19 protein-coding genes and 1 riboswitch are annotated in these 24,329 nt (G+C 67.7%); of the genes, 8 read left to right on the top strand and 11 right to left on the bottom strand.

Translation table 11 applies throughout. From position 1 onward, the window contains the following. Positions 1–5 precede the first annotated feature (5 nt). Positions 6–113, top strand: a riboswitch (TPP riboswitch). After that, positions 108–1,931 (top strand): phosphomethylpyrimidine synthase ThiC, encoded by a 1,824-nt coding sequence (gene thiC / locus IEX43_RS00390; RefSeq protein WP_188808592.1) that lies wholly within the window; start codon positions 108–110, stop codon positions 1,929–1,931. It overlaps the preceding riboswitch by 6 nt. A 76-nt stretch (positions 1,932–2,007) precedes the next feature. Here the strand turns inward: thiC and IEX43_RS00385 are convergent, their stop codons facing one another. Both IEX43_RS00385 and ffh read right to left on the bottom strand, forming a co-directional pair. Beyond that, positions 2,008–2,739, bottom strand: a complete 732-nt coding sequence (locus IEX43_RS00385; RefSeq protein WP_188808591.1) for an alpha/beta hydrolase — start codon at positions 2,737–2,739, stop codon at positions 2,008–2,010. Positions 2,740–2,844: 105 nt separating this feature from the next. Beyond that, positions 2,845–4,428 (bottom strand): signal recognition particle protein, encoded by a 1,584-nt coding sequence (gene ffh, locus IEX43_RS00380; protein ID WP_188808590.1) that lies wholly within the window; start codon positions 4,426–4,428, stop codon positions 2,845–2,847. Positions 4,429–4,545: 117 nt separating this feature from the next. On the opposite strand from ffh, the gene IEX43_RS00375 reads away from it, so the two are divergent. Beyond that, positions 4,546–5,949: a glucose-6-phosphate dehydrogenase gene (locus IEX43_RS00375; RefSeq protein ID WP_188808589.1), complete on the top strand. Its 1,404-nt coding sequence runs from the start codon at positions 4,546–4,548 to the stop codon at positions 5,947–5,949. Positions 5,950–6,090: 141 nt separating this feature from the next. Here the strand turns inward: IEX43_RS00375 and IEX43_RS00370 are convergent, their stop codons facing one another. Both IEX43_RS00370 and IEX43_RS00365 read right to left on the bottom strand, forming a co-directional pair. Next, positions 6,091–6,429, bottom strand: coding sequence for a P-II family nitrogen regulator (locus tag IEX43_RS00370; protein WP_066276845.1), 339 nt, complete (start codon positions 6,427–6,429; stop codon positions 6,091–6,093). Further along, positions 6,426–7,787 (bottom strand): ammonium transporter, encoded by a 1,362-nt coding sequence (locus IEX43_RS00365; RefSeq protein WP_188808588.1) that lies wholly within the window; start codon positions 7,785–7,787, stop codon positions 6,426–6,428. Before IEX43_RS00365 ends, IEX43_RS00370 begins: the two co-directional genes overlap by 4 nt. 282 nt (positions 7,788–8,069) lie before the next feature. Between IEX43_RS00365 and IEX43_RS00360 the strand changes: the two genes are divergently transcribed. Then, positions 8,070–9,260, top strand: a complete 1,191-nt coding sequence (locus IEX43_RS00360) for an MFS transporter (RefSeq protein WP_188809033.1) — start codon at positions 8,070–8,072, stop codon at positions 9,258–9,260. Between the two features lie 19 nt (positions 9,261–9,279). On the opposite strand, the gene ftsY is transcribed toward IEX43_RS00360, so the two are convergent. Both ftsY and smc read right to left on the bottom strand, forming a co-directional pair. Next, on the bottom strand, positions 9,280–10,488 hold the full coding sequence (gene ftsY, locus IEX43_RS00355; RefSeq protein WP_188808587.1) for a signal recognition particle-docking protein FtsY: 1,209 nt from the start codon (positions 10,486–10,488) through the stop codon (positions 9,280–9,282). A 75-nt stretch (positions 10,489–10,563) separates the two neighbouring features. After that, positions 10,564–14,151 carry a chromosome segregation protein SMC gene (gene smc, locus IEX43_RS00350; RefSeq protein WP_188808586.1) on the bottom strand — a complete coding sequence of 1,196 codons (3,588 nt, stop codon included), beginning with the start codon at positions 14,149–14,151 and terminating at the stop codon, positions 10,564–10,566. A gap of 232 nt (positions 14,152–14,383) precedes the next feature. Between smc and IEX43_RS00345 the strand changes: the two genes are divergently transcribed. From IEX43_RS00345 to IEX43_RS00335, 3 genes are read left to right on the top strand one after another with little or no spacing between them, the layout of a single operon-like run. Then, positions 14,384–15,406 (top strand): 3-oxoacyl-ACP synthase III, encoded by a 1,023-nt coding sequence (locus tag IEX43_RS00345; protein ID WP_066276852.1) that lies wholly within the window; start codon positions 14,384–14,386, stop codon positions 15,404–15,406. Beyond that, a complete protein-coding gene (locus IEX43_RS00340; protein ID WP_188808585.1) occupies positions 15,400–18,135 on the top strand; it encodes an alpha/beta fold hydrolase in 2,736 nt (911 codons plus the stop codon). The genes IEX43_RS00345 and IEX43_RS00340 overlap by 7 nt, the downstream gene beginning before the upstream one ends. After that, entirely contained in the window at positions 18,132–19,103 is a 972-nt protein-coding gene (locus IEX43_RS00335) for an NAD-dependent epimerase/dehydratase family protein (RefSeq protein ID WP_188808584.1), read from the top strand. The genes IEX43_RS00340 and IEX43_RS00335 overlap by 4 nt, the downstream gene beginning before the upstream one ends. A gap of 35 nt (positions 19,104–19,138) precedes the next feature. On the opposite strand, the gene mutM is transcribed toward IEX43_RS00335, so the two are convergent. The 5 genes from mutM to coaD form a co-directional block, all read right to left on the bottom strand. Continuing rightward, the gene (mutM, locus tag IEX43_RS00330; protein WP_188808583.1) at positions 19,139–20,110 is read right to left on the bottom strand and encodes a bifunctional DNA-formamidopyrimidine glycosylase/DNA-(apurinic or apyrimidinic site) lyase; all 972 of its coding nucleotides are present in this window, start codon (positions 20,108–20,110) and stop codon (positions 19,139–19,141) included. Positions 20,111–20,112: 2 nt separating this feature from the next. Continuing rightward, positions 20,113–20,841, bottom strand: a complete 729-nt coding sequence (gene rnc, locus IEX43_RS00325) for a ribonuclease III (protein WP_188809032.1) — start codon at positions 20,839–20,841, stop codon at positions 20,113–20,115. A gap of 21 nt (positions 20,842–20,862) precedes the next feature. Further along, positions 20,863–21,066, bottom strand: a complete 204-nt coding sequence (gene rpmF, locus IEX43_RS00320) for a 50S ribosomal protein L32 (RefSeq protein WP_009356569.1) — start codon at positions 21,064–21,066, stop codon at positions 20,863–20,865. Between the two features lie 36 nt (positions 21,067–21,102). After that, complete coding sequence (locus tag IEX43_RS00315; RefSeq protein ID WP_188808582.1) at positions 21,103–21,627, bottom strand: YceD family protein; 525 nt, start codon at positions 21,625–21,627, stop codon at positions 21,103–21,105. 123 nt (positions 21,628–21,750) lie between these two features. Beyond that, complete coding sequence (gene coaD, locus IEX43_RS00310) at positions 21,751–22,251, bottom strand: pantetheine-phosphate adenylyltransferase (RefSeq protein ID WP_188808581.1); 501 nt, start codon at positions 22,249–22,251, stop codon at positions 21,751–21,753. Positions 22,252–22,294: 43 nt separating this feature from the next. On the opposite strand from coaD, the gene IEX43_RS00305 reads away from it, so the two are divergent. Both IEX43_RS00305 and IEX43_RS00300 read left to right on the top strand, forming a co-directional pair. Continuing rightward, on the top strand, positions 22,295–23,524 hold the full coding sequence (locus IEX43_RS00305) for an aminotransferase class I/II-fold pyridoxal phosphate-dependent enzyme (protein WP_229666243.1): 1,230 nt from the start codon (positions 22,295–22,297) through the stop codon (positions 23,522–23,524). Next, the gene (locus IEX43_RS00300; protein WP_188808579.1) at positions 23,524–24,309 is read left to right on the top strand and encodes a spermidine synthase; all 786 of its coding nucleotides are present in this window, start codon (positions 23,524–23,526) and stop codon (positions 24,307–24,309) included. The genes IEX43_RS00305 and IEX43_RS00300 overlap by 1 nt, the downstream gene beginning before the upstream one ends. The last annotated feature ends 20 nt before the right edge of the window (positions 24,310–24,329 follow it).

Here is a 24,329-nt window from a genome sequence, read left to right as displayed (position 1 = left end):
TTTCATCTTGACCACACGGGTGCCCCTGCAGGGGCTGAGATCGGGCTGACGCAGCCTGCGACCGTCGAACCTGTCCGGGTAATGCCGGCGAAGGAAGTGAGTATTCCTTGAATACACCAAATCAGCAGCTGAACCCTGCCCGCAACAACCCGGGTGCCGCCACTGACGGGAACCCGCCCCCGGTGACGCAATCCCTGAAATCCCATTCCCTGGCCTACCTCGAGGACGCCGGGACCGGTATCCGTGTTCCCGTGACGGAAATCGCGTTGGAGCCGTCGCCCAACGGCGTGCCGAACCAGCCGTTCCGGACTTACCGGACGGCCGGTCCGGGGAGCGACCCCGTTCAGGGCCTTCCTCCTTTCCGCAAGGATTGGATCGAGGCGCGGGCAGACACGGAAGCGTACAGCGGCCGGGAGAGGAACCTGCTCGACGACGGCCGCTCGGCCGTGCGCCGCGGCGCCGCCAGTGCGGAGTGGAAGGGAGCGCCTCCCGTGCCCCGCCGCGCCGTCGAGGGCCGGACCGTGACCCAGATGCACTACGCACGGCAGGGCGTCATAACCCCGGAAATGCGCTTCGTGGCGCTGCGGGAGAACTGCGATGTTGAACTGGTACGGAGCGAACTCGCCGCGGGACGGGCCATCATTCCCAACAACATCAACCACCCCGAATCCGAGCCGATGATCATCGGCAAGGCCTTCCTGGTGAAGATCAACGCCAACATCGGCAACTCGGCAGTGACCAGTTCAATCGCCGAAGAAGTGGACAAGCTGCAGTGGGCAACCCGGTGGGGCGCCGACACCGTCATGGATCTCTCCACCGGCGACGACATCCACACCACCCGGGAGTGGATCATCCGCAATTCGCCTGTCCCGATCGGCACCGTCCCCATCTACCAGGCCCTGGAGAAGGTCAACGGCGAAGCCAACGCCCTGACCTGGGAGATCTTCCGCGACACCGTCATCGAACAGTGCGAGCAGGGGGTGGACTACATGACCATCCACGCCGGTGTGCTGCTCCGGTACGTTCCCCTGACCGCCAACCGCGTCACGGGCATCGTGTCCCGGGGCGGGTCCATCATGGCCGGGTGGTGCCTGGCGCACCACCGGGAGAACTTCCTCTACACGCACTTCGATGAGCTCTGCAAAATTTTCGCCCGGTACGACGTCGCGTTTTCCCTGGGTGACGGCCTGCGGCCGGGGGCGACGGCGGATGCCAACGATGCCGCGCAGTTTGCCGAGCTGGACACCCTCGCCGAGCTCACGCAGCGTGCCTGGGAGTACGACGTCCAGGTGATGGTGGAGGGTCCTGGACACGTTCCGTTCCACCTGGTCAGGGAGAACGTTGAACGGCAGCAGGAGCTGTGCAAGGGCGCGCCGTTCTACACGCTGGGCCCGCTGGTGACCGACGTGGCCCCGGGCTATGACCACATCACCTCCGCCATTGGAGCCACGGAAATTGCCCGCTACGGCACGGCGATGCTGTGCTACGTCACGCCCAAGGAACACCTGGGGCTGCCCAACAAGGACGACGTCAAGACAGGGGTGATCACGTACAAGATCGCTGCGCACGCGGCAGACCTTGCCAAAGGCCACCCGGGCGCCCACGAACGTGATGACGCACTGTCCAAGGCACGCTTCGAGTTCCGGTGGCGTGACCAGTTTGCGTTGTCGCTGGACCCGGAGACGGCCGAGGCCTTCCACGACGAGACCCTCCCGGCCGAACCGGCGAAGACCGCGCATTTCTGCTCCATGTGCGGGCCCAAGTTCTGCTCCATGAGGATCAGCCAGGACATCCGGGACGAATACGGATCCGCGGAGGCACAGGCAGCCCTTGCCGAAGCGGCAGCCGGCATGCGGGGCAAGAGCGAGGAATTCCTGGCCGCCGGCGGGAAAGTTTATTTGCCGGAGCTGAGCGTTCCGCCGGGCCGGTAGGAGCCTGCAGGTTCCGTCCGGCTGGTCATTGGGGGCCGGCCGGACGGGCTCCTGTGGAGGGCAGGTTCAGGCGGGATCAGGAGGCGCGAGCCTGCACGCGGCTTGAGTCGTTGATGAACGAACGGATGATGCGGTCCCCTTCCGGGGAGTCGTGGGGCCGGTGGCCGCCGGCGGCCGTGCGGTGAAGCGCCCCGGTCTCACGGAGGTAGCCGGCGATCTCCTCGTAGAGCGGCTCCCAGCCGCCGGTCAGGACGAGCGTCGGCACGCCGGGAACGATATGCAGCGGGGCTTCCCAGGACGGCGCCTGCAGCCGCAGCCGCCTGGCAGAACGCTTCTCCTCGGCAGTCACCGGCTGCTGCAGGTCGGTGGCATAGACCCTGCGGACGAACTCCCGCTGGAAATCCTCGTCACTGAGTTGATGCCGGACGTTGAACAGGGGCTGCATCAGCCCGATGTGCGCCGCCGTGGCCGGCAGTTCAGCGGTCAGGGACAGGCAGGCCGGCTCCACCAGGGTCAGCGAGTAGACAAGGTCCGGACGTTCGACGGCGGCCATCATCGCTGCAATGGCGCCCTGCGCATGGGCCACGACGTGCCCGCCGGCGATGCCGCTGCCGTCGTCCCCAAGGGAGTCCAACAGAATGCGTGTGTCCTCCTCGAATGAGGACTCGATGGGTTCGGCAACGGGATCGAAGCCGTGCCGGCGCAGGAACAGGGCATCGTAGGACAGGGCCACACCGTGCTGGCGGGGCCAGGCCGCGGCACCGAAGCTGCCCGCGCCGTGCACGAACACTACCCTCTGCTTGAACATGACCCAACCCTATTCCACGGCCCCGACATCCCATGTAAGTAGCAGCAGATGTCGTTCTGAGCCCTCAAAACGACATCTGCTGCTACCCAGTTGGGCCAGGTGTGCTTATTTGCCGAGGAACTTGTCGAAGCCCTTGGGCAGGTTCAGCTGGGAGGGATCGAAGTCGCCCGTTTGCTGGCCAAAAGCTGCGCCGGTGGGCAGCGCCTTGGCGGCGTTCGCCCTGCGGGCCTCGGCGTCCTTGCGCTCCTGCGCGGCTTTTGCCGGGTTTCCGGACTTGGCCTTCTTCTTGGGCGCGCTCTTGGCGTTCTTCCGGGCACCGCCGCCGGCACCCGGCAGGCCTGGCATCCCGGGCATGCCCGGCATCCCGCCCTGGGCCATCTTCTTCATCATCTTCTGGGCCTGCGCGAAGCGCTCCAGCAAGCCGTTGACCTCGGAAACGTGGACGCCGGAACCGCGGGCGATGCGGGCACGGCGGGAGCCGTTGATGATCTTGGGAGCCACGCGCTCGTGCGGAGTCATGGACCTGACGATGGCCTCCACGCGGTCGATCTCGCGCTCGTCGAACTGCTCCAGCTGCTGGCGGATGTTCTGGGCACCCGGCATCATCATGAGCATCTTCTTCATGGAGCCCATGTTGCGGATCTGCTGCATCTGGGCCAGGAAGTCGTCAAGGGTGAAGTCCTCCTGGTCGGCGAACTTCTTCGCCATCCGGGCGGCTTCGTCCTTGTCCCAGGACTTCTCGGCCTGCTCGATCAGGGTCAGGACGTCACCCATGTCCAGGATGCGCGAGGCCATCCGGTCCGGGTGGAAAAGCTCAAAGTCGTCCAGGCCCTCGCCGGTGGACGCAAACATCACCGGCTTGCCCGTGACGGACGCGACGGAAAGGGCGGCACCGCCGCGGGCGTCGCCGTCGAGCTTGGACAGCACGATGCCGGTGAAGTTGACGCCTTCGTCGAAAGCGAGGGCCGTGTTCACGGCGTCCTGGCCGATCATCGAGTCGATGACAAACAGGACCTCGTTGGGCACGATGGCGCGGCGGATCTGCCGCGCCTGCTCCATCATGTCGGCGTCGACGCCCAGCCGGCCGGCGGTGTCTACAATGACGACGTCGTGGAGTTTCTGGCGTGCTTCCTCCACACCGGCGCGGGCAACCTCAACCGGGTCCCCGGCAGGGTGTTCGAGCTCGGTGTAGGTGGCACCGGGGTGGGGTGCAAAGACCGGCACCTTGGCGCGCTGGCCCACGATCTGCAGCTGCGTCACGGCGTTGGGGCGCTGGAGGTCACAGGCTACGAGCATCGGGCTGTGGCCCTGTGCCTTCAGCCACTTGGACAGCTTGCCGGCGAGGGTGGTCTTGCCGGCACCCTGGAGGCCGGCCAGCATGATGACGGTGGGGCCGCTCTTGGCCAGGCGGATCCGGCGGGTTTCACCGCCGAGGATCTCCACCAGTTCCTCGTTGACGATCTTGACGATCTGCTGGCTCGGGTTCAGTGCCCCGGAAACCTCGGCGCCCAGGGCGCGTTCCCGTACCCGGCCGGTGAACTCACGGACAACTGGAACGGCAACATCGGCGTCCAAAAGGGCGCGGCGTATCTCGCGGACTGTGGCATCGACGTCGGCTTCGGTAAGCCTGCCTTTACCGCGCAGGTTCTTGAAGGTTGCTGTCAACCGGTCAGAGAGTGAATTGAACACGCGACGTGCACTTCTTTCAGTGGATGATCAGGGCAGTGGATGATCAAAGGCTGTTGATGATCGGGACTCGACTATCTAGGGTACCAAGCCGGGCCCGCAAGGTGGCATGCTGGCCAAATGACGAGCCAACCAACTGTTAAGACCCTGCTCATCCTCGGCGCCTCGGGGGACCTGACGGGCAGGCTGCTCCTGCCGGGACTGGCGCGCCTGGTGGCCAGGGGACGCGCCGCGGGCCTCCGGCTGGTGGGTGCCGGATCCGATCCCTGGACCCCCGAACAATGGCGGGAACGGGTGCATGCGTCCTTCGAGGCAGCCGCCGGGTCCGCAGGCGCCGGGGGGAAGGAAGCACTCCAGTCCCTTGAGAAGGAAACGGTGTACCACCAGCTGGATGTCACCGCCGAGGGGGCGCTGGCGTCACTCCTTGACACGCCGGAGGGGCCCACCGCCGTCTACTTTGCCCTGCCGCCGCGCATCAGCCAGCTTGCCTGTGAGGCCCTCCGGCCGGATCAGGTCCCGCCGGGAACGCGGCTGGTAATGGAAAAGCCCTTCGGTTCCAGTGAGGACTCGGCCCGCTCGCTCAACCAGACACTGGTCCGGCTGGTCCCCGAAGACCATGTCCACCGGGTGGACCACTTCCTGGGCAAGGCCACGGTGCTGAATATCCTGGGCCTGCGGTTCGCCAACAATTTCCTGGAACCGGTGTGGGACCGGCACCACGTGGAAAAGGTGGAAATCATCTTCGACGAGGACCTCGCGCTGGAGGGGCGGGCCCGCTACTACGACGGCGCCGGCGCACTGCGGGACATGATCCAGAGCCACCTGCTGCAGATCATGGCCCTGCTGGCCATCGAGCCTCCAGCCACCATCGGTGAACGGGACCTGCGGGATGCAATTTCCGCCGTCCTTCGGGCCAGCAGCGTTCCGGTGTCCTATGCCGATTCCACCCGCAGGGCACGCTACACAGCCGGCCAGGCAGCAGGCAAAGACGTTCCCGACTACGCACGGGAGGAAGGCGTGGACGCTGAACGCGGAACAGAGACGCTGGCCGAGATCCAGGTCAACATCGACAACTGGCGCTGGAACGGGGTCCCGTTCATTCTTCGGTCCGGCAAGGCACTGGGCGTCAAGCGCAAGGAGGCAGTGGTCACCTTCCGCCCGGTTCCCCACCTGCCCCGGGGCTTTACCGGCGTGGACTCGCCCAACAAGCTGCGCATTGGCTTCGGCCCGGACACTCTGAGGTTCGATGTCGACGTGAACGGGCCCGGGAACATCTTCAGCCTGAGCCGGGCCACCCTGGAAACCGAGCTCAGCGGCTCCGACCTCCTCCCCTACGGCGAAGTCCTGGAGGGGGTGCTGGCGGGCGACCCGCTTCTGTCCGTGCGCGGAGACACGGCGGAGGAGTGCTGGCGGATTGTGGAGCCCGTCCTGCACGCCTGGCAGCAGGACTCGGTCCCCCTGGAGGAGTACGACGCCGGCTCTGCCGGCCCCGCAGCCTGGCCCACCGCGGTGCCCGGGGACTGAGCCGCAGCGGCTTGGGGCGGCGGGCAAGCCGCCGATCTGCGGCGCTGCCTTAAACAACGGAAGAGCGGGCAGGAAACCCTGGAGTTTCCTGCCCGCTCTTTGACGTCTGTTCACGGATGTTTCCGTGGAGTACCGCCGGCCCTAGATTGCGGCGACGCCGCGTTCACCGGTGCGGACCCGGACGGCTTCGGAGACATCCATGGTCCAGACCTTGCCGTCACCTGCCCGGCCGGTGTTGGAGCTGGCGATGATGACATCGAGGATGTCGTCCGCCTGCTCGTTTGTGGCCAGGACCTCCACGCGGATCTTTGGCAGCAGATCCACGTTGTACTCCGCTCCGCGGTAGACCTCGGTATAGCCGCGCTGCCGGCCGTAGCCGCTGGCCGCGCTGACCGTCAGACCCTGCACGCCATAGGCCTCCAGTCCTTCCCGGATGGCTTCGAGCTTTTCCGGCCTGACGATCGCTGTAATCAGTTTCATGCCCCCACGCTTTCCTTACCTGTTGCTGATTCTGTCTTCTGCGCACCCGTTGCCGCGTCGGATGCCTGCGCGGCGTCCGCCTGGGCCTTTCCGGTGATCATGTCGTGCAGGGGCTGGAAGCTTCCGCCGTGTCCCCCGACGCCGAACTCGTAGGCAGTTTCGGCGTGCAGGCTGAGGTCCACACCCACCGTCTCCTGTTCCTGCGAGACCCGGAAGCCCATGGTCTTGTGAATGGCCAGGGCGATGATCGTGGTCAGGACCGCGGAGTAGGCAATGGCGATGCCGGCTGCTGCGAGCTGCGCCCACATCTGGGTCATGCCGCCGCCGTAGAAGAGGCCGCCGCCGGCACCTTCCTCGGGAAGGGCGATGAAGCCAAGGGCCACGGTACCGATGATGCCGGAAACCAGGTGGACACCCACGACGTCGAGCGAGTCATCGAAGCCCCAGCGGAACTTCAGGCCAACTGCCAGGGCGGAGGCGACGCCTGCCACGATGCCCAGGCCAAGGGCACCGACCGGGCTGACGTTGGCGCAGGCGGGGGTAATGGCAACGAGGCCTGCAACCACGCCGGAGGCTGCACCGAGGGAGGTGGGGTGGCCGTCGCGGATGCGCTCCGTGACCAGCCAGCCGAGCATTGCTGCTGCCGGGGCGGCGAGGGTGTTGACCCAGATGAGGCCGCCCTGCTCTGCGGTGGAGGCAGCGCCGCCGTTGAAGCCGAACCAGCCAAACCACAGAATTGCAGCGCCGAGCATCACGAACGGGATGTTGTGCGGGCGGTGGTTGGGGTCCTTGCCGAAGCCCCGGCGGTTGCCGACGATGAAGACGAGGATCAGGGCTGCAACACCGGCGTTGATGTGCACTACGGTGCCGCCGGCGAAGTCGATGGCCTCGCCGAGTGCCGCGCCCACAGCGCCTTCGGTGCTGAACAGGCCGCCGCCCCACACCATGTAGGCAAGCGGGCAGTAGACCAGCGTGACCCAGACCGGAACGAAGACGGTCCAGGCGCCGAACTTTGCACGGTCAGCGATGGCGCCGCTGATGAGGGCCACCGTGATGATGGCGAAGGTGGCGCCGAAGCCCACCGTGATGAGCCCGTCGGGGCTGTCAATGCCTTCAAGCCCGAAGTTGGCGAAGGGGCTGCCCACCATCTGGAGGAAGCCGTCCCCGGTGGTCATTGAGTATCCCCACAGGACCCAGATGACTCCCACCATGCCGATGGAGATGAAGCTCATCATCATCATGTTCAGCGCGGCCTTGGCCCGGGTCATGCCGCCGTAGAAAAATGCCAGACCCGGTGTCATCAACAGCACAAGCGCCGCCGACACCATGATCCATACGTGACCTGCGGTAAGTTCCATGGTGCACGCCTCTCTTATCTATTTGGTCGAAAGTTGCGGAGCTGATCCGCCTGCCAACGCCTTTTGCGTCCTGTAACGAGTGTGTCGGCGCTGTGTTTCGGCCGCGGAGGATTTGTATTGCGGGGCTGTTACAACAACCTCTAGGAAGTAAATGGTGCATATCTGGCTTGTTACGGTTATGTTTCACCCCTCCCGCCGAAGCCCGGCACCCACATACGCAAGGACCACTGGACCATGACGGCAGATACCCGCGTGAGCCGCGCAACATCGCGGATTTTTTCGATGCTGCGCAGGGACAGGCAGAAGCTCCCGCGCGACATCAAGGTGATGCTGGCCGCGGCTTTCCTGATTGCGCTGGGATTCGGTCTTGTTGCCCCAGTGTTGCCGCAATTCGCCACAACCTTCGGGGTGGGAAATACCGAGGCGTCCGTGATCGTGGCCATCTTCGCGTTCATGCGGCTGGTCTTTGCCCCTGCGGGCGGCGCCCTGATAGGCCGGCTGGGCGAGCGCCCCGTCTATGTCACGGGGCTGCTGATCGTGGCGGCGTCCACTGCTGCCTGCGCCTTCGCCCAGGATTACTGGCAGCTGCTGCTGTTCCGCGGGCTTGGCGGCGCCGGTTCAGTGATGTTCACGGTGGCGTCGATGGCGCTGGTGGTGCGGCTCGCGCCGCCCGAGAGCAGGGGCCGCGTCTCGGGTGCCTATGCGTCGGCGTTCCTCATCGGCAACGTGTGCGGCCCGATCGTGGGCGGGCTGCTGGCAGGTTTCGGCCTGCGCGTTCCCTTCCTGGCGTACGCGGCTGCCCTGGTGGTGGCCGCCGTCGTGGTCCAGACGCAGCTGAGCCACCAGCGCCGGGGCAGCGGGCCCCGGCAGGAACGCGCCGACATGCCGCTGGCCGAGGCCCTTGCCGCAGGGACGTACCGGACGGCGCTGGTGTCCAGCTTCGTGAACGGCTGGGCCACGTTCGGCGTCCGGATGGCGACCGTCCCGCTGTTCGCGGTGGCCGCCCTCGGCGCGGGGCCTGAAGCGGCGGGGTTCGCGCTGGCGGTCTTTGCTGCCGGCAACGCTGCCGCCCTGACGTTCTCGGGCCGGCTGGCCGATACCTTGGGCCGCAAGCCCATGATGGTGGCCGGACTTCTCGTGGCGGGTGCCTCCACGGCTGCCATCGGCTTCACCACCGGGCTGGGCTGGTTCCTGGCGGCATCGGCGCTGGCCGGCGTCGGCTCGGGACTCTTCGGCCCTGCCCAGCAGGCCGCCGTCGCCGATGTGATCGGCAACGGGCGGTCCGGCGGGAAGGTGCTGGCCGTGTACCAGATGACGTCCGATGTCGGCGCGATTGTGGGGCCCGTCCTGGCCGGCGTGCTGGCCGACCGGCTGGGCTACGGCTGGGCCTTCGGGGTGACCGGCGGCATCATGGTGGTGGCGGCGTGCACCTGGCTTGCCACCCGGGAGAGCCTGAGGAAGCCCGCGGCGTAACGGCCGGCTGCTGCTGCGGCTAGTTCAGCAGAGCGTCCACGAAGCCCTCAACCTCGAAGGGGGCAAGGTCGTCTGCCCCTTCCCCGAGGCCGATCAGCTTCACCGGGACGCCCAAGGCTTTCTGGATTGCGACGACGATGCCGCCCTTGGCGGTTCCGTCCAGTTTGGTCAGGACGATGCCGGTGATGTTGACCACTTCGGAGAACACGCGGGCCTGGTTCAGGCCGTTCTGGCCGGTGGTTGCGTCCAGCACCAGGAGGACCTCGTCCACCTCGGCCAGCTTCTCCACCACGCGCTTGACCTTCCGGAGTTCGTCCATCAGGCCAACCTTGTTCTGCAGCCGGCCGGCGGTGTCGATCATGACCACGTCGACTTCCTGGTCGATGCCGGCCTTGACCGCCTCGTAGGCAACCGAGGCGGGATCTGCGCCGTCGATGTCCGACTTGACGGTGGGAACGCCGACGCGCTGGCCCCAGGTTGCCAGCTGCTCTGCGGCGGCAGCACGGAACGTGTCCGCCGCACCGAGCAGGACGTCCTTGTCTTCTGCCACCAGCACCCGGGCAAGCTTGCCTACGGTGGTGGTCTTGCCGACGCCGTTCACGCCGACCACCATCATCACGGCAGGCCTGTCGGCGTGCCGCTGGACGTTGAGCGTGCGGTCCATGGTGGGATCGACGAGCTTTATAAGCTCCTCCCGCAGCAGCAGTTTGACCTGCTCAGGAGTCCGGGTGCCCAGCACCTTCACGCGTTCGCGCAGCGCGTCCACGAGCTGCATGGTGGGTTCGGTGCCGAGGTCTGCGAGGAGGAGCGTTTCCTCCACTTCGTCCCAGACGTTTTCGTCGATCTTGTCGCTCGAGAGCAGGGCCAGGAGCCCCTTGCCCATGACGTTGTTGGAGCGGACCAGCCGTTCGCGGAGACGGACCAGCCGGCCTGCCACAGGCAGCGGGGTTTCCACCGGAATGACTTCAAGTCCTGCGGCGTTGTCCGGGACCTCGGTGGTTTCCAGCCCTTCAAGGTCCGCGCCGTCCGGGGCCGTGCGGTCTGCCACCGAGCCCGGCCGGTCCTCCACGGCCGTGCTGCCGGCCCGAGGCTGGACGGGGTCGTTGGCGTCCCGCGTGCCGGGGTAGCGCGTGATGTTCTTCCGGGTCTTCATCAGGACCGGAATCAGCCCGCCGAGAACCACCAGGGCAGCAAGGATGGAAAGAAGGATGGGAAGGATGTCATTCACTCCCCTAGCTTCTCATAGACGCCGGGGCTCTTTTGGGGCCGGCAAGGCAGTTGACCTGCCGTTACACCGGCAGCGTCAGACCTCGGCCCCAAGCCTCTGGCTGATCACGGTGGAGACGCCGTCGCCGCGCATGGTGACGCCGTACAAGGCGTCGGCGACTTCCATGGTCCGCTTCTGGTGGGTGATGACGATGAGCTGGCTGGATTCCCGGAGTTCTTCGAAGATCGTGATGAGCCGGCCCAGGTTGGTGTCATCGAGGGCCGCTTCCACCTCGTCCATGACGTAGAACGGCGAAGGCCGCGCCTTGAAGATGGCAACCAGCAGGGCCACCGCGGTCAGCGAGCGTTCGCCGCCGGACAGGAGCGACAGCCGCTTGATCTTCTTGCCCGCGGGACGGGCCTCCACGTCGATGCCGGTGGTGAGCATGTCGGAGGGGTCGGTCAGGACCAGCCGTCCCTCGCCGCCCGGGAAGAGCCTGGCGAAGACCCGGGTGAACTGGGCCTGGGTGTCCTCGAACGCCTCCGTGAACACCCGCTGGACGCGGTTATCCACTTCCTTGATGATGTCCAGGAGGTCCTTCCGGCTGGACTTAAGGTCCTCCAGCTGGGCGCTGAGGAACTGGTGGCGCTCCTCAAGCGCGGCGAATTCCTCCAGCGCCAGGGGGTTGACCTTGCCCAGGCCGGCGAGGTCCCGTTCGGCCTTACGCAGCCGCTTTTCCTGCTCTGCCCTGACGTAGGGCTTACCCTCCACGATGTCCGCACCGGTGTGGTCCACCGGGGCGCGGAGGGCGGCCCATTTGTCACCGCCCTCCCCGGCCGGGACCGGAACCGGGACATCCGGGCCGAACTCGGCCACCAGGGCATCGGGGGTAATCCCCAGTTCGTCGATGGAGCGGCTCTCGAGGGCTTCAATCCGTGCCTTTTGCTGGGTCCGGGCGAGCTCATCACGGTGGACGTTGTCCGTGAGGTCGGAGAATTCACCCGCCAGCAGTTCGTTTGCGGTACGGATCTCCGCGAGCTCCCGGTCCCGCTGCTCCCGGTTTTCTTCCGCCAGGTCCCGCTCATGCTGTGCCAGGTCCACGGACACGTCAACATAGCGAAGCGCCAGGCCGACGGCGGCGGAAACGGCAGCTGCCCGGCGCGCCTTGATGCGGCGGACCCGGGCGCGTTCAGCAGCTTCCTCGCGTGCCCTGCGTTCCGTGGCGGCTGCGCGCTCCAGGGATGCCGCCCGGTTCCGTGTGGCCGCGAGCTGCTCTTCGGCGCTGCGGAGCGACAGACGTGCCTCCACCTCGGCGCTGCGGGCGTGTGATGCCGCTTGGGCCAGCGCGTCACGGTGCCCGGTGGAGGGCTCCTGTTCCAGCGGGACTTCCTGTGATGCGGCCAAACGGGCGGTGACGGCAGCGAGCGCTTCCTCCTCGGCGGCAACGTTCTGCTCAGCCTTGGCCAGCGATGCCGCCAGGCGGTCGCTTTCACCGACGGCGCTGCGAAGGACGGAGTTCAGGTGGCCCAGGCGTTCTGCCACGGCGGCCAGCCTGGCATCCGAGTCATGCAGCCTGTCCAGTGCGGCGTCGGCGCGCTCCTGCGCCTCGGCGCGTTGGGCCTCGGCGCCGGACAGGGCGAACCTGTTCCGCTCGAGACCTGCCGTGACCTCGGAAAGCCCGCTCTCGGCGTCGTCAACGGCCGCTTGCACCTCAAGGAGGGACGGCGCCTTCGCCGAGCCGCCCGTGGCTGACAGGGCTGTAAAGATGTCTCCGGCCCGGGTGACGGCAGTCATCTCCGGGTGGGCCGCCACCAGGGCGGACGCGGCCTGGATATCGGGGACGACGGCGGTGCCGGACAGCAGGTGCGCCACAAGCGGTGTGCACGGGGACGCAGAGGTGACGAGGTCCGCTGCCCAGTGTGCCTCCTCAGGGAGGGGCACTGTGGCGTCCGCCGGCTTTTCCGCAGCATCATCAGCCGATTCGACGAGCAGCGACGCCCGTCCGGCGTCGTGGTCCTTGAGAAGCTGGACCACGGCAACAGCAGTGGCGGAATCCTGGACCAGGACGGCCTCGGAGGCCTCGCCCAGGACCGCGGCGATGGCGGTCTCGAAGCCCGGTGTCACGGTCAGTTGCGCTGCCAGGGTTCCGTGGATCCCTTCGAGGCCTGCATGCAGGGCGTGGCTTGCGCCGTCCTTCCGTTCGAGGCCCAGCTTCAGGGCGTCCCGCCGCGCCACCAAGGCGTCGCGCTTCCGGACGCCCTCGCTGACGGCGGCCTGGAGGCCTGCGATCTGCTGGACCACCGTGTCCAGGGCGTCGCTGGCGGCCTCGTAGTCGGCGTCGAGGGATTCCTCCCCCTCCTCAACGCCTGCCACCTGGTTTTCCAGGGCCGCGAATTCGGCCTGGGCGCGGGCCCGCCGTTCGGTTCCGGCGGCAAGTGATTCGCGCAGCCTGCCCAGCTCCGCCTGGGCGGATTCCACGCGTGAACGCGCCGCCGCCACCTGGCCGGCCAGGCGGGCCAGCCCCTCACGCCGGTCTGCTGCCGCGCGGAGCTCTGCGGTGAGCCGCTTGTCCTCTTCCAGGGCAGCGCGTTCCGCTTCGGCCTTGTCCGCAGAGGCTGCTTCGAGGGCGCTTCGCCGGTCCAGGATGTCGCGCTCCAGTTCGGCAAGCTCCTCACGGACCCTGGCCGCCTGGCGTTCCAGCTGTTCCGGGTCGCGGCCGGGCGGCGGGGCCTCCACGGAACCCAGGAGGCTGTTGCGTTCCTGCGCCAGTGAGCCCAGGGAGCGCAGGCGCTCCCTGGTGGCGGACAAACGGTACCAGGCGTCCCTGGCGGCGTTGAGCTGGGGGGTTGCTTCAGCTGCACGTTGTTCCAGCACGGCCTGCTCCCGCCGGCCGGTTTCCAGCTGCCCGGCAACAAGGGCCCGGCGTTCCTTGAGGGCGGCCTCGTCCGCTACGTCCTGATCCAGCGCCAGCTGCAGCTGGACGAGGTCGTCTGCCAGGAGGCGGGCGCGGGCATCGCGGACATCGAACTGGACGCGCTGGGCCCGGCGGGCCACTTCGGCCTGTTTTCCCAAGGGCGTGAGCTGACGGCGGATTTCTCCGGTGAGGTCGTTGAGGCGCTGCAGGTTGGCCTGCATGGCGTCCAGCTTGCGCACCGTTCTTTCCTTGCGCCGGCGGTGCTTCAGGATGCCTGCCGCTTCCTCGATAAAACCCCGGCGGTCCTCCGGCGTGGCGTGCAGGACGCGGTCGAGCTGGCCCTGGCCCACAATGACGTGCATCTCGCGGCCCAGGCCGGAATCCGACAGCAGTTCCTGGATGTCCAGCAGGCGGCACCCGGCGCCGTTGATGGCGTATTCCGAACCGCCCGAGCGGAACAGGGTCCGCGAAATGGTCACTTCGCTGTACTCGATGGGCAGGGCGCCGTCAGTGTTGTCGATGGTCAGCGATACGTGGGCCCGGCCCAGCGGCGGCCGGCCCGAGGTGCCGGCGAAGATGACGTCTTCCATCTTGCCGCCGCGAAGGGTCTTGGCACCCTGCTCCCCCATAACCCAGGCAAGGGCGTCCACCACGTTGGACTTTCCGGATCCATTGGGGCCAACCACCGCGGTAACCCCCGGCTCGAAATTGAAGGTGGTGGCGGACGCGAATGACTTGAACCCCCGGACGGTCAGGCTTTTGAGGTGCAAGGCGTTTCGGTTCTCCTGCTCGGCGGACGCGGATGGTGGGGACAGCCACGGATACCTACAATCTACTGCGGGCCGGGACATTTTCGTGCAGAAGCCCGGCCGGGCCGGGCCGGATGCCCTGTTCTGCATGTGCAGGAATGGACCGGCACCGGGCATGATTAGTCCTTGGGCTTTGTGCTTGAGGGGGCGGTTACCCGCCACAGCACAGGACGGACACGAACAGAGGCTTGATTTGATAGGGAATGCAACGTTCCGGCACCGCAACACCGCTCTGCTCTCGGTGATCAGCGTCCAGGCTCCGCGGATTGTCAGTTCCACGGAATTCGACCACCGGCTGGCATCCACCCTGCGCCGGCTGAAATTCCCGCCGAAGCTGCTCGAGCGTGTGGCCGGTGTCACGCACCGCAGGTGGTGGGCCCCCGGTACCTCCTTCGACGACGCCGCCATCGAGGCGGGCGCAAAGGCCCTGGCGGATTCCGGCATCGAAGCGTCCGAGGTGGGACTGCTGATCAACACGTCCGTCACGCGGCGGAACCTCGAACCGTCCGTCGCGGTCAAGGTCCACCACGGACTGGGCCTCCCGTCCTCGGCCATGAATTTCGACGTCGCCAACGCCTGCCTGGGATTCGTCAACGGCATGACCCTGGCCGCGAACATGATCGACTCCGGCCAGATCAAGTACGCGGTGATCGTCAACGGCGAGGATGCACAAGCCACGCAGGAGGCCACCCTGGCCCGGCTGCAGCGGCCCGAAACAACCCGCGAGGACTTCAACCGCGAGTTCGCCACCCTCACCCTGGGCTCAGGGGCAGCTGCGGCCGTCCTGGGGCCGGCGGACGAACACCCGGGGGCGCACCGGATCCTCGGCGGTGTGATGCGGGCCGGGACGGAACACCACGAGCTGTGCGTCGGCGGCATCGACGGCATGGCCACCGACACAAAGGGCCTTCTCGACGGCGGCCTGCAGCTGGTGCTCGACGCCTGGCACGAGGCCCAGCCGGAGTGGGATTGGGGCTCGATGGACCGTTATGTCACGCACCAGGTGAGTACGGCGTACACCCAGGCCATCGTTGACGCCATCGACCTGGACCCGGACAAGGTGCCCATCACGTTCCCGCACTGGGGCAATGTGGGGCCGGCTTCCCTCCCCATGACCCTGGCCGCCGAGGCGCAGAACCTTAATGAGGGGGACCGAGTGCTGTGCATGGGCGTCGGTTCGGGCCTCAACACCGCCATGGTGGAAATCGTTTGGTAGCCGCCGACTGGCCCGGCGTCGACCCCGAATGGTCACGCGGAATCGATGTGCCGTCCACCTCAGCCGCGGATGAACCCGGAACGGTGCGCCGCTGGCACCTCCTGGACAACGGAGCGCAGCTGTCCCGCCGCGGCCTGGCTCCCGCCGGCACCCTGCTGTGCGTGCACGGCAACCCTACCTGGTCCTACCTGTGGCGGACGCTGCTGGCCGCCGGATCGCGCCCGGAGCAGCCCTGGCGCGTGGTGGCCGTGGACCAGCTGGACATGGGCTTCTCCGAGCGGACCGGCACATTCCGGCGGCTGGCAGACAGGATCAACGATCTTGGCGACCTCACCGCCGCCCTGGGACTGGACGGCCCCGTGGTCACCGTCGGCCACGACTGGGGCGGGGTGATCAGCCTCGGCTGGGCGCTGGCCCATCCGCAGCAGCTCGCCGGGGTGGTGCTGACCAACACCGCTGTCCACCAGCCTGCCGGCTCACCCATCCCGCCGGCGCTGCGGCTTGCCCTGCACCCCGCCGTGCACAGGTGGGGCACAACGACGTCGGACGCTTTCCTGCGGGTGACCCATGCCCTGGCCCGCCCGCCGCTTGCCCCCGACGTCCGCCGCGCGTTTATGGCCCCGTACGCGGGCGCCGGCCGCCGCGGGGGCGTGGGGAACTTCGTGGCGGACATCCCCGCAGACGCTTCCCATCCCAGCTTTGCCGCGCTCAGGCGCGTCGCCGAAGGGCTGCCCGGGTTGCGCGTTCCAGCGCTGCTGCTCTGGGGCCCGCGGGATCCGATTTTTTCCGACCGGTACCTCAAGGACCTGATCGGCCGGCTGCCGGCCGCGAAAGTTCACCGTTTCGAAGGTGCCGGCCATCTGGTCGCGGAGGACCGGGACATCGCCGGTCCCGTCTTCGAGTGGCTCGCCGGGTACGGCGGGGACAGTACGCCTGTCGGCGGAGGGACTGTGTCCGCGGCGGCAGCTCAGTCTGCCGTGCCTCCCCAGGCTGTGTCTTCCCCGGCTGTGCCTTCGCCTGCGGCGCCTTCCCTTGCGGAAGATTCCGGCACCGGCTTTACGCCTTTGTGGGAACCGCTGGCGGAGCTCGCGGCAGGACCGGCCGGCGGGGACACCGCCGTCGCGGAAATGGCCGCGGACGGGAGTGTCTCCCGTTCGCTCAGCTGGCTGGAGCTTGAACAGCAGATCGCCGCCGTCGCCAATGGACTCCGGCAGGCCGGGGTGCGGACGGGCAGCCGCGTGAGCCTCATGGTTCCACCCGGCGTGGACCTGACCGTAGTCCTCTACGCCTGCCTGCGGCTCGGCGCCGTGGTGGTGGTGGCGGATGCCGGACTCGGCACGCGGGGCCTGAGCCGCGCCGTCCAGGGCGCCGTCCCGGATTTCCTTATCGGCATCGACAGGGCCCTCGCCGCAGCATCCGTGCTCGGCTGGCCCGGGCGGCGCATCAGCGTGCGGGACCTGCCGCCCGCCCGCCGCCGGCTCCTCGCCGTCGAGACCTCCCTCGCCGCCCTGGCCCGCCAGGGCAAGTTCACGGCACCACTCCTGCAGGACCCGGACCCGGATGCGCTCGCCGCGGTGCTCTTCACCTCCGGATCCACGGGACCCGCCAAGGGTGTGGTCTACACGCAGCGGCGGCTGGCGGCGATGCGGGACACCGTGGCCGCGACACTGGGGATCCGCCCCGGCGCACGCCTGGTGGCCGGATTCGCGCCGTTCGCACTCTTGGGACCGGCGCTGGGGGCCGTCTCCGTTACGCCCGCCATGGACGTCACCGCACCGCGCACCCTCACAGCCCGCGCACTGGCGGACGCCGCCGCGGCCATCGACGCCACCGTAGTCTTCGCCTCCCCCGCGGCGCTGCGCAACGTCCTCGCCACACGGAACGGCCTGGGCCAGGCCGGCCAGCAGGCCCTGGACCGCGTGGAGCTTCTCCTCTCGGCCGGCGCCCCGGTGGCCGAAACACTCCTCGCGGCGATGCAGCGGCTGGTGCCCCGCGCCTCGCTGCATACCCCCTACGGAATGACCGAGGCGCTGCCCGTCACGGACATCAGCCTTGAACAGATCCGTACCGCCGCGGCAGACGCTGCCGCCGGAAACATGGCAGGGGCGGGCAACGGCGTGTGTGTGGGCCTGCCGGTGCATGGCGCCCGCGTAGCGCTCATCCCGCTCACTGCGGACGGCACCGCCCCCGGCAACACCCCTGTCACGGAGCCGGGGGTCACCGGCGAGATCCTGGTGGGCGCCCCGCATGTGAAGGAAACCTATGACAGGCTCTGGCTGACCCAGCGTGAGAGCAGCCGCACGGCGGGGTGGCACCGTACCGGCGACGTCGGACACTTCGACAGTGCCGGCCGGCTCTGGGTGGAAGGGCGTTTGGCCCATGTCGTCACCGCGCCGGACGCCGTGGTGACTCCGGTGGGCGCAGAACAGGCCATCGAACGGCTGGACGGCGTCGGGCTGGCGGCCGTCGTCGGCGTGGGCCCTTCCGGGACGCAGGCTGTGGTGGCCGTCGTCGAGACGGAGCCGCAGGCCCGCCGGGCGGGCCCCGCCGCGCCGCAGCTCGCAGCGCGGGTCCGGGAAGCGGCCCGGGCGGCGGGCGTCAGCGTCTCCGCCGTCCTGGTTGTCCCTTCCCAGCCCACCGACATCCGCCATAACGCCAAGATCGACCGGGCCCGCCTGTCCCGGTGGGCCGCCGCGGTGCTGTCCGGCGGCCGGGCGGGCAGGCCATGAGGGTCCTGGTCACCGGGGCGAGCGGCCTGCTCGGTGGTGGGGTGGCGCGCCTGCTGGTCCGCCAGGGCCACGAGGTCAGCACCTTCCAGCGGCGCCCGGCCGGCGTCGACGGCGCCACGGACCATCCCGGGTCCATCACGGACGACGACGCCGTCCGCCGCGCCGTTGCCGGCGCGGAGGGCGTTATCCACCTGGCCGCCAAGGTCTCCTTCACGGGCAAGGCCACGGACTTCGATGCCGTGAACGTGGACGGCACGCGCCGCCTGCTCCGCGCGGCACGCGGGGCGGGCGTCAGGGACCTGGTCTTCGTTTCCTCGCCGTCCGTGGCCAACTCAGGGGCCGCAATAGCGGGATTGGGCGCCGAACCGGCGGACCCGGACCGGGCGCACGGGGACTATTCGCGTACCAAGGCGCGGGCCGAACTTCTTGCGCTGGCTGCTGACTCGCCGGATTTCCGGGTCGCCGCGGTGCGCCCGCACATCGTCTGGGGCCCCGGGGACACCCAGCTGGTGGAACGTGTACTGGACCGCGCACGCCGCCGCCGCTTGCCGCTGCTCGACGACGGGGCTGCCCTGATCGACACAACCTACGTGGACAATGCCGCCTCAGCCATCGCCGCGGCGCTGCACCGCATGGACCACATCCACGGCCGGGCGCTCGTGGTCAGCAACGGTGAACCGCGGCCGGTAGGCGAGCTGCTGGCGGGCATCTGCGCCGCCGGCGGCGCCCCGGCTCCGTCCTGGTCCGTTCCGGGCGGCCTGGCGCGGGCGGCAGGATCGCTGATCGAAGTTCTGTGGACCCGGGCCGGGCGGGCCGGGGAACCACCGATGACCAGGTTCCTCGCCGAACAGCTCTCCACCGCCCACTGGTTCGACCAGCGTGAAACCCGGCGGCTCCTCGACTGGGCACCGGCAGTATCCATTGACGAGGGCCTGGCGAAGCTGGCCGGACACTACCGCGCCCGGTAGCCGGCTGCTCTATCCGGCCTCCCGCGAGCGTTCCGCTACCAGCGGCCGTTCCGCGGCCGGGGCTGGCAGGCCGGGCAAGTGTAGGACGAGCGGTTCATGAACTGCTCGCGCTTCATGCGGCTGGACACGCCAGCTGCGGCGCAGCGCTTACACTCCAGCCCTTCGCGGCCGTAGGCGTTCAGGGACCGGTCGAAGTACCCTGAGGCGCCGTTGACGTTCACGTAAAGGGAGTCAAAGCTGGTCCCGCCGGCGGCCAGGGCGTCCAGCATGACCTCCCGGGCCTCCGCGATGACCCGTTCCGCCTCGGCACGCCGCAGCGTGTCCGTGGGCCTGGCGTAGTGCAGCCGGGCGCGCCAGAGGGCTTCATCGGCATAGATGTTGCCGATGCCGGACACCAGGCCCTGGTCCAGCAGTGCCCGCTTCAGCCCCGTTTTGCGTTTCCGGAGACGCCGGTAGAAAAGGTCGAACGAGAAGGCCGGGTCCAGCGGATCCCGTGCGATGTGCGCCGCTTCCCCGGCAATCAGCGGAAGGGGCGATTCACCGAGTCCACCGGGGCCGCCGTCGTCTGTTGGAACCAGGTCCGTGACAAACAGGCCCCCGAAGATCCGCTGGTCCACGAACCGCAGCTGGTCGGGCATGCCGTTGCGCGGGCTGAGCCGGAAACGGACTTTGAGGTGCTTTTCGTCCGGCACGTCCCTGCCCTGCATCAGGAGCTGGCCGCTCATGCCCAGGTGGGCCATGAGCGCCACCTGCGGGACGCCGGCACTCTCCCGGGTTTCCGCCGACGCGCCGGCGCCGGTGTCCAGAAGCGGCATCCAGAGGAACTTGCCCCGCCGCACAACGTCCCTGACGGTGGCGCCCTGCAGGTTCCCGATAAAGTCCTCGGTGCCCAGCGCGTGCCGGCGGATCGAGCGTGGATCAACCACCTCCACGGCATCGATGGTCCGTCCCCTGACCCAGCTCACCAGTCCGCGCCGGACCACCTCGACTTCGGGAAGTTCGGGCACGGCTACGTTGCGGGGACGGAACCGGCGGACGCGGCTGCCCCCGGAGGGTTGCCGGCTCCGGAAAGTACCCGCCAGGCGTCAGCAGCAGCTTCCTGCTCCGCTTCCTTCTTGGAGTGGCCGGAGCCCTTCCCGTAGGCGGTGCCGCCGACGTGCAGGACTGCTGTGAAGGTCCGCGCATGATCCGGCCCGGCACCATCCACGGCGTAGTGGATGGTACCCAGCTGGCGGCTGGCGGCCAGTTCCTGGATGCTGGTCTTCCAGTCCGTCCCGGCGCCCAGGGCTGCTGCGTCCTTGAGCAGCGGGCCGATCAGGCGCATCACCAGCTGGCGGGCTGTCTCGATGTCGTTGGAGACGTAGGTGGCGCCGATCAGGGCCTCCATGGTGTCTGCCAGGATTGACGCCTTGTTCTTGCCCTGGGTGAGCTTTTCGCCCTGCCCAAGGTAGATGTACTCCCCGATGCCCAGGCTGCGGCCGATGCCGGCCAGCGCGCGGGTGCTGACGACGGCGGAACGCCGTTTCGCCAGGTCGCCTTCCGGAAGGTCCGGGTTGTCCCGGTACAGGGCGTCCGTGACGGAGAATCCCAGAATGGAGTCGCCCAGGAATTCCAGGCGCTCGTTGGTGGGAATGCCGCCGTTTTCGTAGGCGTAGGAACGGTGGGTGAGCGCAAGACGAAGCGTCCCGGCGTCAATAGAGACACCGAGACGCTTCAGAAGCTCTTCAGTTGAAGACATCATGTCAGCCTGAGTGGCCGATTAGACGTCTGCGACCTTGCGTCCCTTGTACTCAAGGAACAGCGCAGTGCCGGCCGAGTCGGTGACGACCTTTGCCTGGTGCGGCAGGCTGTAGGTGACCTGGCCGTTCTCGACGGTCTTCACCAGGTGGGGGGCGGTCGCCTTCCACTGGGAGCGGCGGGCGCGGGTATTCGAGCGAGACATTTTCCGCTTGGGAACAGCCACGGCTAACTCATTTCTCTCTAGACAAACACGTACACATCAATTTTGCCGGTCAGGCTTAGCCATATCAGCTAGGGCAGCCCAGCGAGGATCCAGGACCTCGTGGTGGTGCCCCGGCTCGTCTTCCAGGCGAACTCCACATTCGGAGCAAAGGCCCTGGCAGTCTTCCCGGCACACCGGCTGGAACGGCAGCGCGGTCACTACTGCGTCCCGCAACACCGGTTCAAGATCGATTACATCGTGCTCGACTCGACGTTGCTCTTCATTATCTTCTTCGTCCGAAAGCTCCACGCCCTCATAGAAGAAAAGTTCCTGCACATTGACCTCAAGGTCATACGCAAGGGGATCCAGGCATCGGCCGCACTCACCTGTTACCTCGGTGATCACGGTACCTGATACCAGAATTCCTTCGTGTACGGCCTCAAGCCTCAGGTCCAACTCGACATCCGAGCCTTCCTGAACGCCAATGAGCGCCACACCAAGGTCACCTGGTGCGGGTACATGTTCCGTCAGTGTCCGCATGCTTCCCGGGCTGCGCCCGAGGTCCTTGACATCGAACGCCAAGGGCGAACCAGCATCTCTTTTAATGAGAACTCCTGTTGAACATATGACCGACGTACCATCTTAGCCTGAAGAGCCACGGGGACTCAAACCGGCCGGCGCACAGTGCCGAAGTACCGGACAAGCCTACCCTTTCGGGTGCTGGTTGTGCGGAGGCTCGCCCGGGACCATCCGCCGCTGCACCGACCGGGGCACGTAGTCGGCCACGTTGCCGCCAAGGCCTGCCACCTCCTTGATGAGGGTGGAGGACAAGTGGAGATAGTGCGCCTCAGCCGGCAGGAAGACTGTTTCCACGCCGCTGAGCTGCCGGTTCATAGTGGCCATGGGCAGTTCGTAGTCAAAGTCCGACGACGACCTCAGCCCTTTGACGATGGCTGAGACGCCCCGCTGCCGGCAATACTCTGCCAACAGCCCTTCCCCTACGGGTTCCACCACGATGCCCTTGAGCGAGGCGAGGGTTTCCCGCGCCATCTCCAGGCGCTCGGTCAGGGTGAACCTGTAGTTCTTGGCCTGGTTGGTGGATACGGCCACGATGACTTCATCGAAGAGGCCGGCCGCCCGTGCAATAACCTCGAGATGGCCGTTGTGGATGGGGTCGAAGGATCCGGGGCAGACAGCGCGTCTCATGCTCCGAACCTACCCCATGGGAAGGCCGGGATACCATGACTGGATGCATGCACCACGGGAAGTTTCCGCGCCCACGGCTCCCGCTCCCTGGCAGCGCACAGCCCTCGGAGCAAACCTCCTCTCCCCCGGCGGAGGGCTGGGCGTCACCATCTTCGAGGAGATGACCACCCTGGCTGTCCAGACAGGCGCCATCAACCTCGGCCAGGGATTTCCGGACGAGGACGGACCACTGGAAATCCGGGAAGCCGCCCGGGCCGCCATCGCAGCAGGAGCGAACCAGTATGCGCCGGGCAAAGGCATCCCGGAACTGCGGGAGGCTGTGGCGGCACACCAGCAACGTTTCTATGGCCTTTCGCCCGACCCCGCCTCCGAGGTAGTCGTCACCACGGGCGCCACCGAGGCCATCGCCGCCTCGCTCCTGGCGTTTGCCGGGCCCGGCGACGAGGTGCTGACGCTGGAGCCCTTCTACGATTCCTACGGCGCGGTGATCGGCCTGTCCGGCGCAACCCACGTGACCGCCCCGCTGCTGGCCCCGGACTTTATGCCGGACATGGCAGCGCTCGAAGCCGCGTTCAGCCCCCGGACAAAGATTGTCCTCCTGAACAACCCCCACAACCCGACCGGTGCTGTCTTCCCGCGGGAGGTGCTGCAGCGGATCGTCGACCTGGCACGCACCCACAACAGCGTCATCGTCACGGATGAGGTTTATGAACACCTCACGTTCGGCGTCAGCCACGTGCCGGTGGCATCCCTGCCCGGAGCCGCGGACCGCACCATCACCATTTCCTCAGCGGGCAAGACCTTCTCCCTGACAGGGTGGAAGATCGGCTGGCTCACGGGCCCGGAGGACCTGGTGGCCGCCGTGCGGACCGTCAAGCAGTTCCTCACGTACAGTTCGGGCACCCCCTTCCAGTCGGCCATCGCCCTGGGGCTGGGCCTGCCGGACTCCTTCTACGAGGGCATCGCGGCATCGCTGCAGAAGAAGCGGGACATCCTGAGCGAGGGGCTCCGCGCCGCAGGGTTCGACGTCTTTTCCCCGCAGGGCACGTACTTCGTCAATGTTGACACTGCTCCCCTGGGCATCACCGACTCTGTGGACCTGGCCCGGAGGCTTCCGGCGCTGGTGGGAGTCGCTGCGATCCCCGTCCCCGTGTTCTGCCACGAGGAGGGTGCGCAGCGGACCCGAAGCCTGCTCCGGTTCGCCTTCTGCAAGAAGGACGGCGTCCTGCACGAGGCCGCCGGGCGCCTGGCTTCCCTCAGCGGCAGGCTCTGATGTCCGCCGGGCGTGAAACCCGGGCGCGGTTCCTGCGGACCACCGGGCAGCACGCGTCCATTGAACCGGATGCCTTCACCGAAGGCAGCTACGTCCTGAGCATCGGCGGGGCGGAACAGTCCCACGTCAACCTTGTCCGGCCGGAGGAGATCTTCTACGAGTACCTCCGCCGGATCGGCCACCTGGTGGACCTTGCAGCACCTGCCGGGGAGCCTGTCCGCGCGCTGCACCTGGGGGCCGGGGCACTGACCCTGGCGCGGTACATCCAGGCAACCCGGCCGGGATCGGAGCAGTATGCCGTGGAGCTGGAGCGCGAGCTGCTTGACTTCGTCCTGCGCCAGCTCCCCCTGCCCGAGGGCACAGACCTCCACACTGTCACGGGCGATGCCCGGGAATCACTGGCCCGGCTGGACCCGGAACTCCGGTTCGACGTCGTCATCCTGGACATCTTCTCCGGGCCGGAGGCCCCGGCGCACCTGGCATGCAGCGCGTTCTACCGGGAAACAAGGGATCGGCTCAGCCCCGGCGGCGTGCTGATCGTCAATGTGGGTGACGAACCGGGGCTCACACTGGTCCGGAGCCAGGTGGCGGCCATGCGGGAGGCTATGGCGGATGTGGCTGCCTTCGCAGAAGCGGGCATGTTCGAGGGCCGCCACCCCGGAAACGTGATCCTTGCGGGCACGCAGACCCCGTGGCCCCGGGACTGGACCACCGAACTGACCGCCCTGGGGCCGCACCCGGCGAAAGTCCTGGCCGGACTGGATCTGGACCCCTTTGCGGGCTGACCGCTGGGCAGGGCGGGCGC

It is taken from the genome of Pseudarthrobacter polychromogenes (assembly GCF_014644495.1).
GTDB lineage: Bacteria > Actinomycetota > Actinomycetes > Actinomycetales > Micrococcaceae > Arthrobacter > Arthrobacter polychromogenes.
This window is presented reverse-complemented; position numbering and strand designations above follow the sequence as displayed.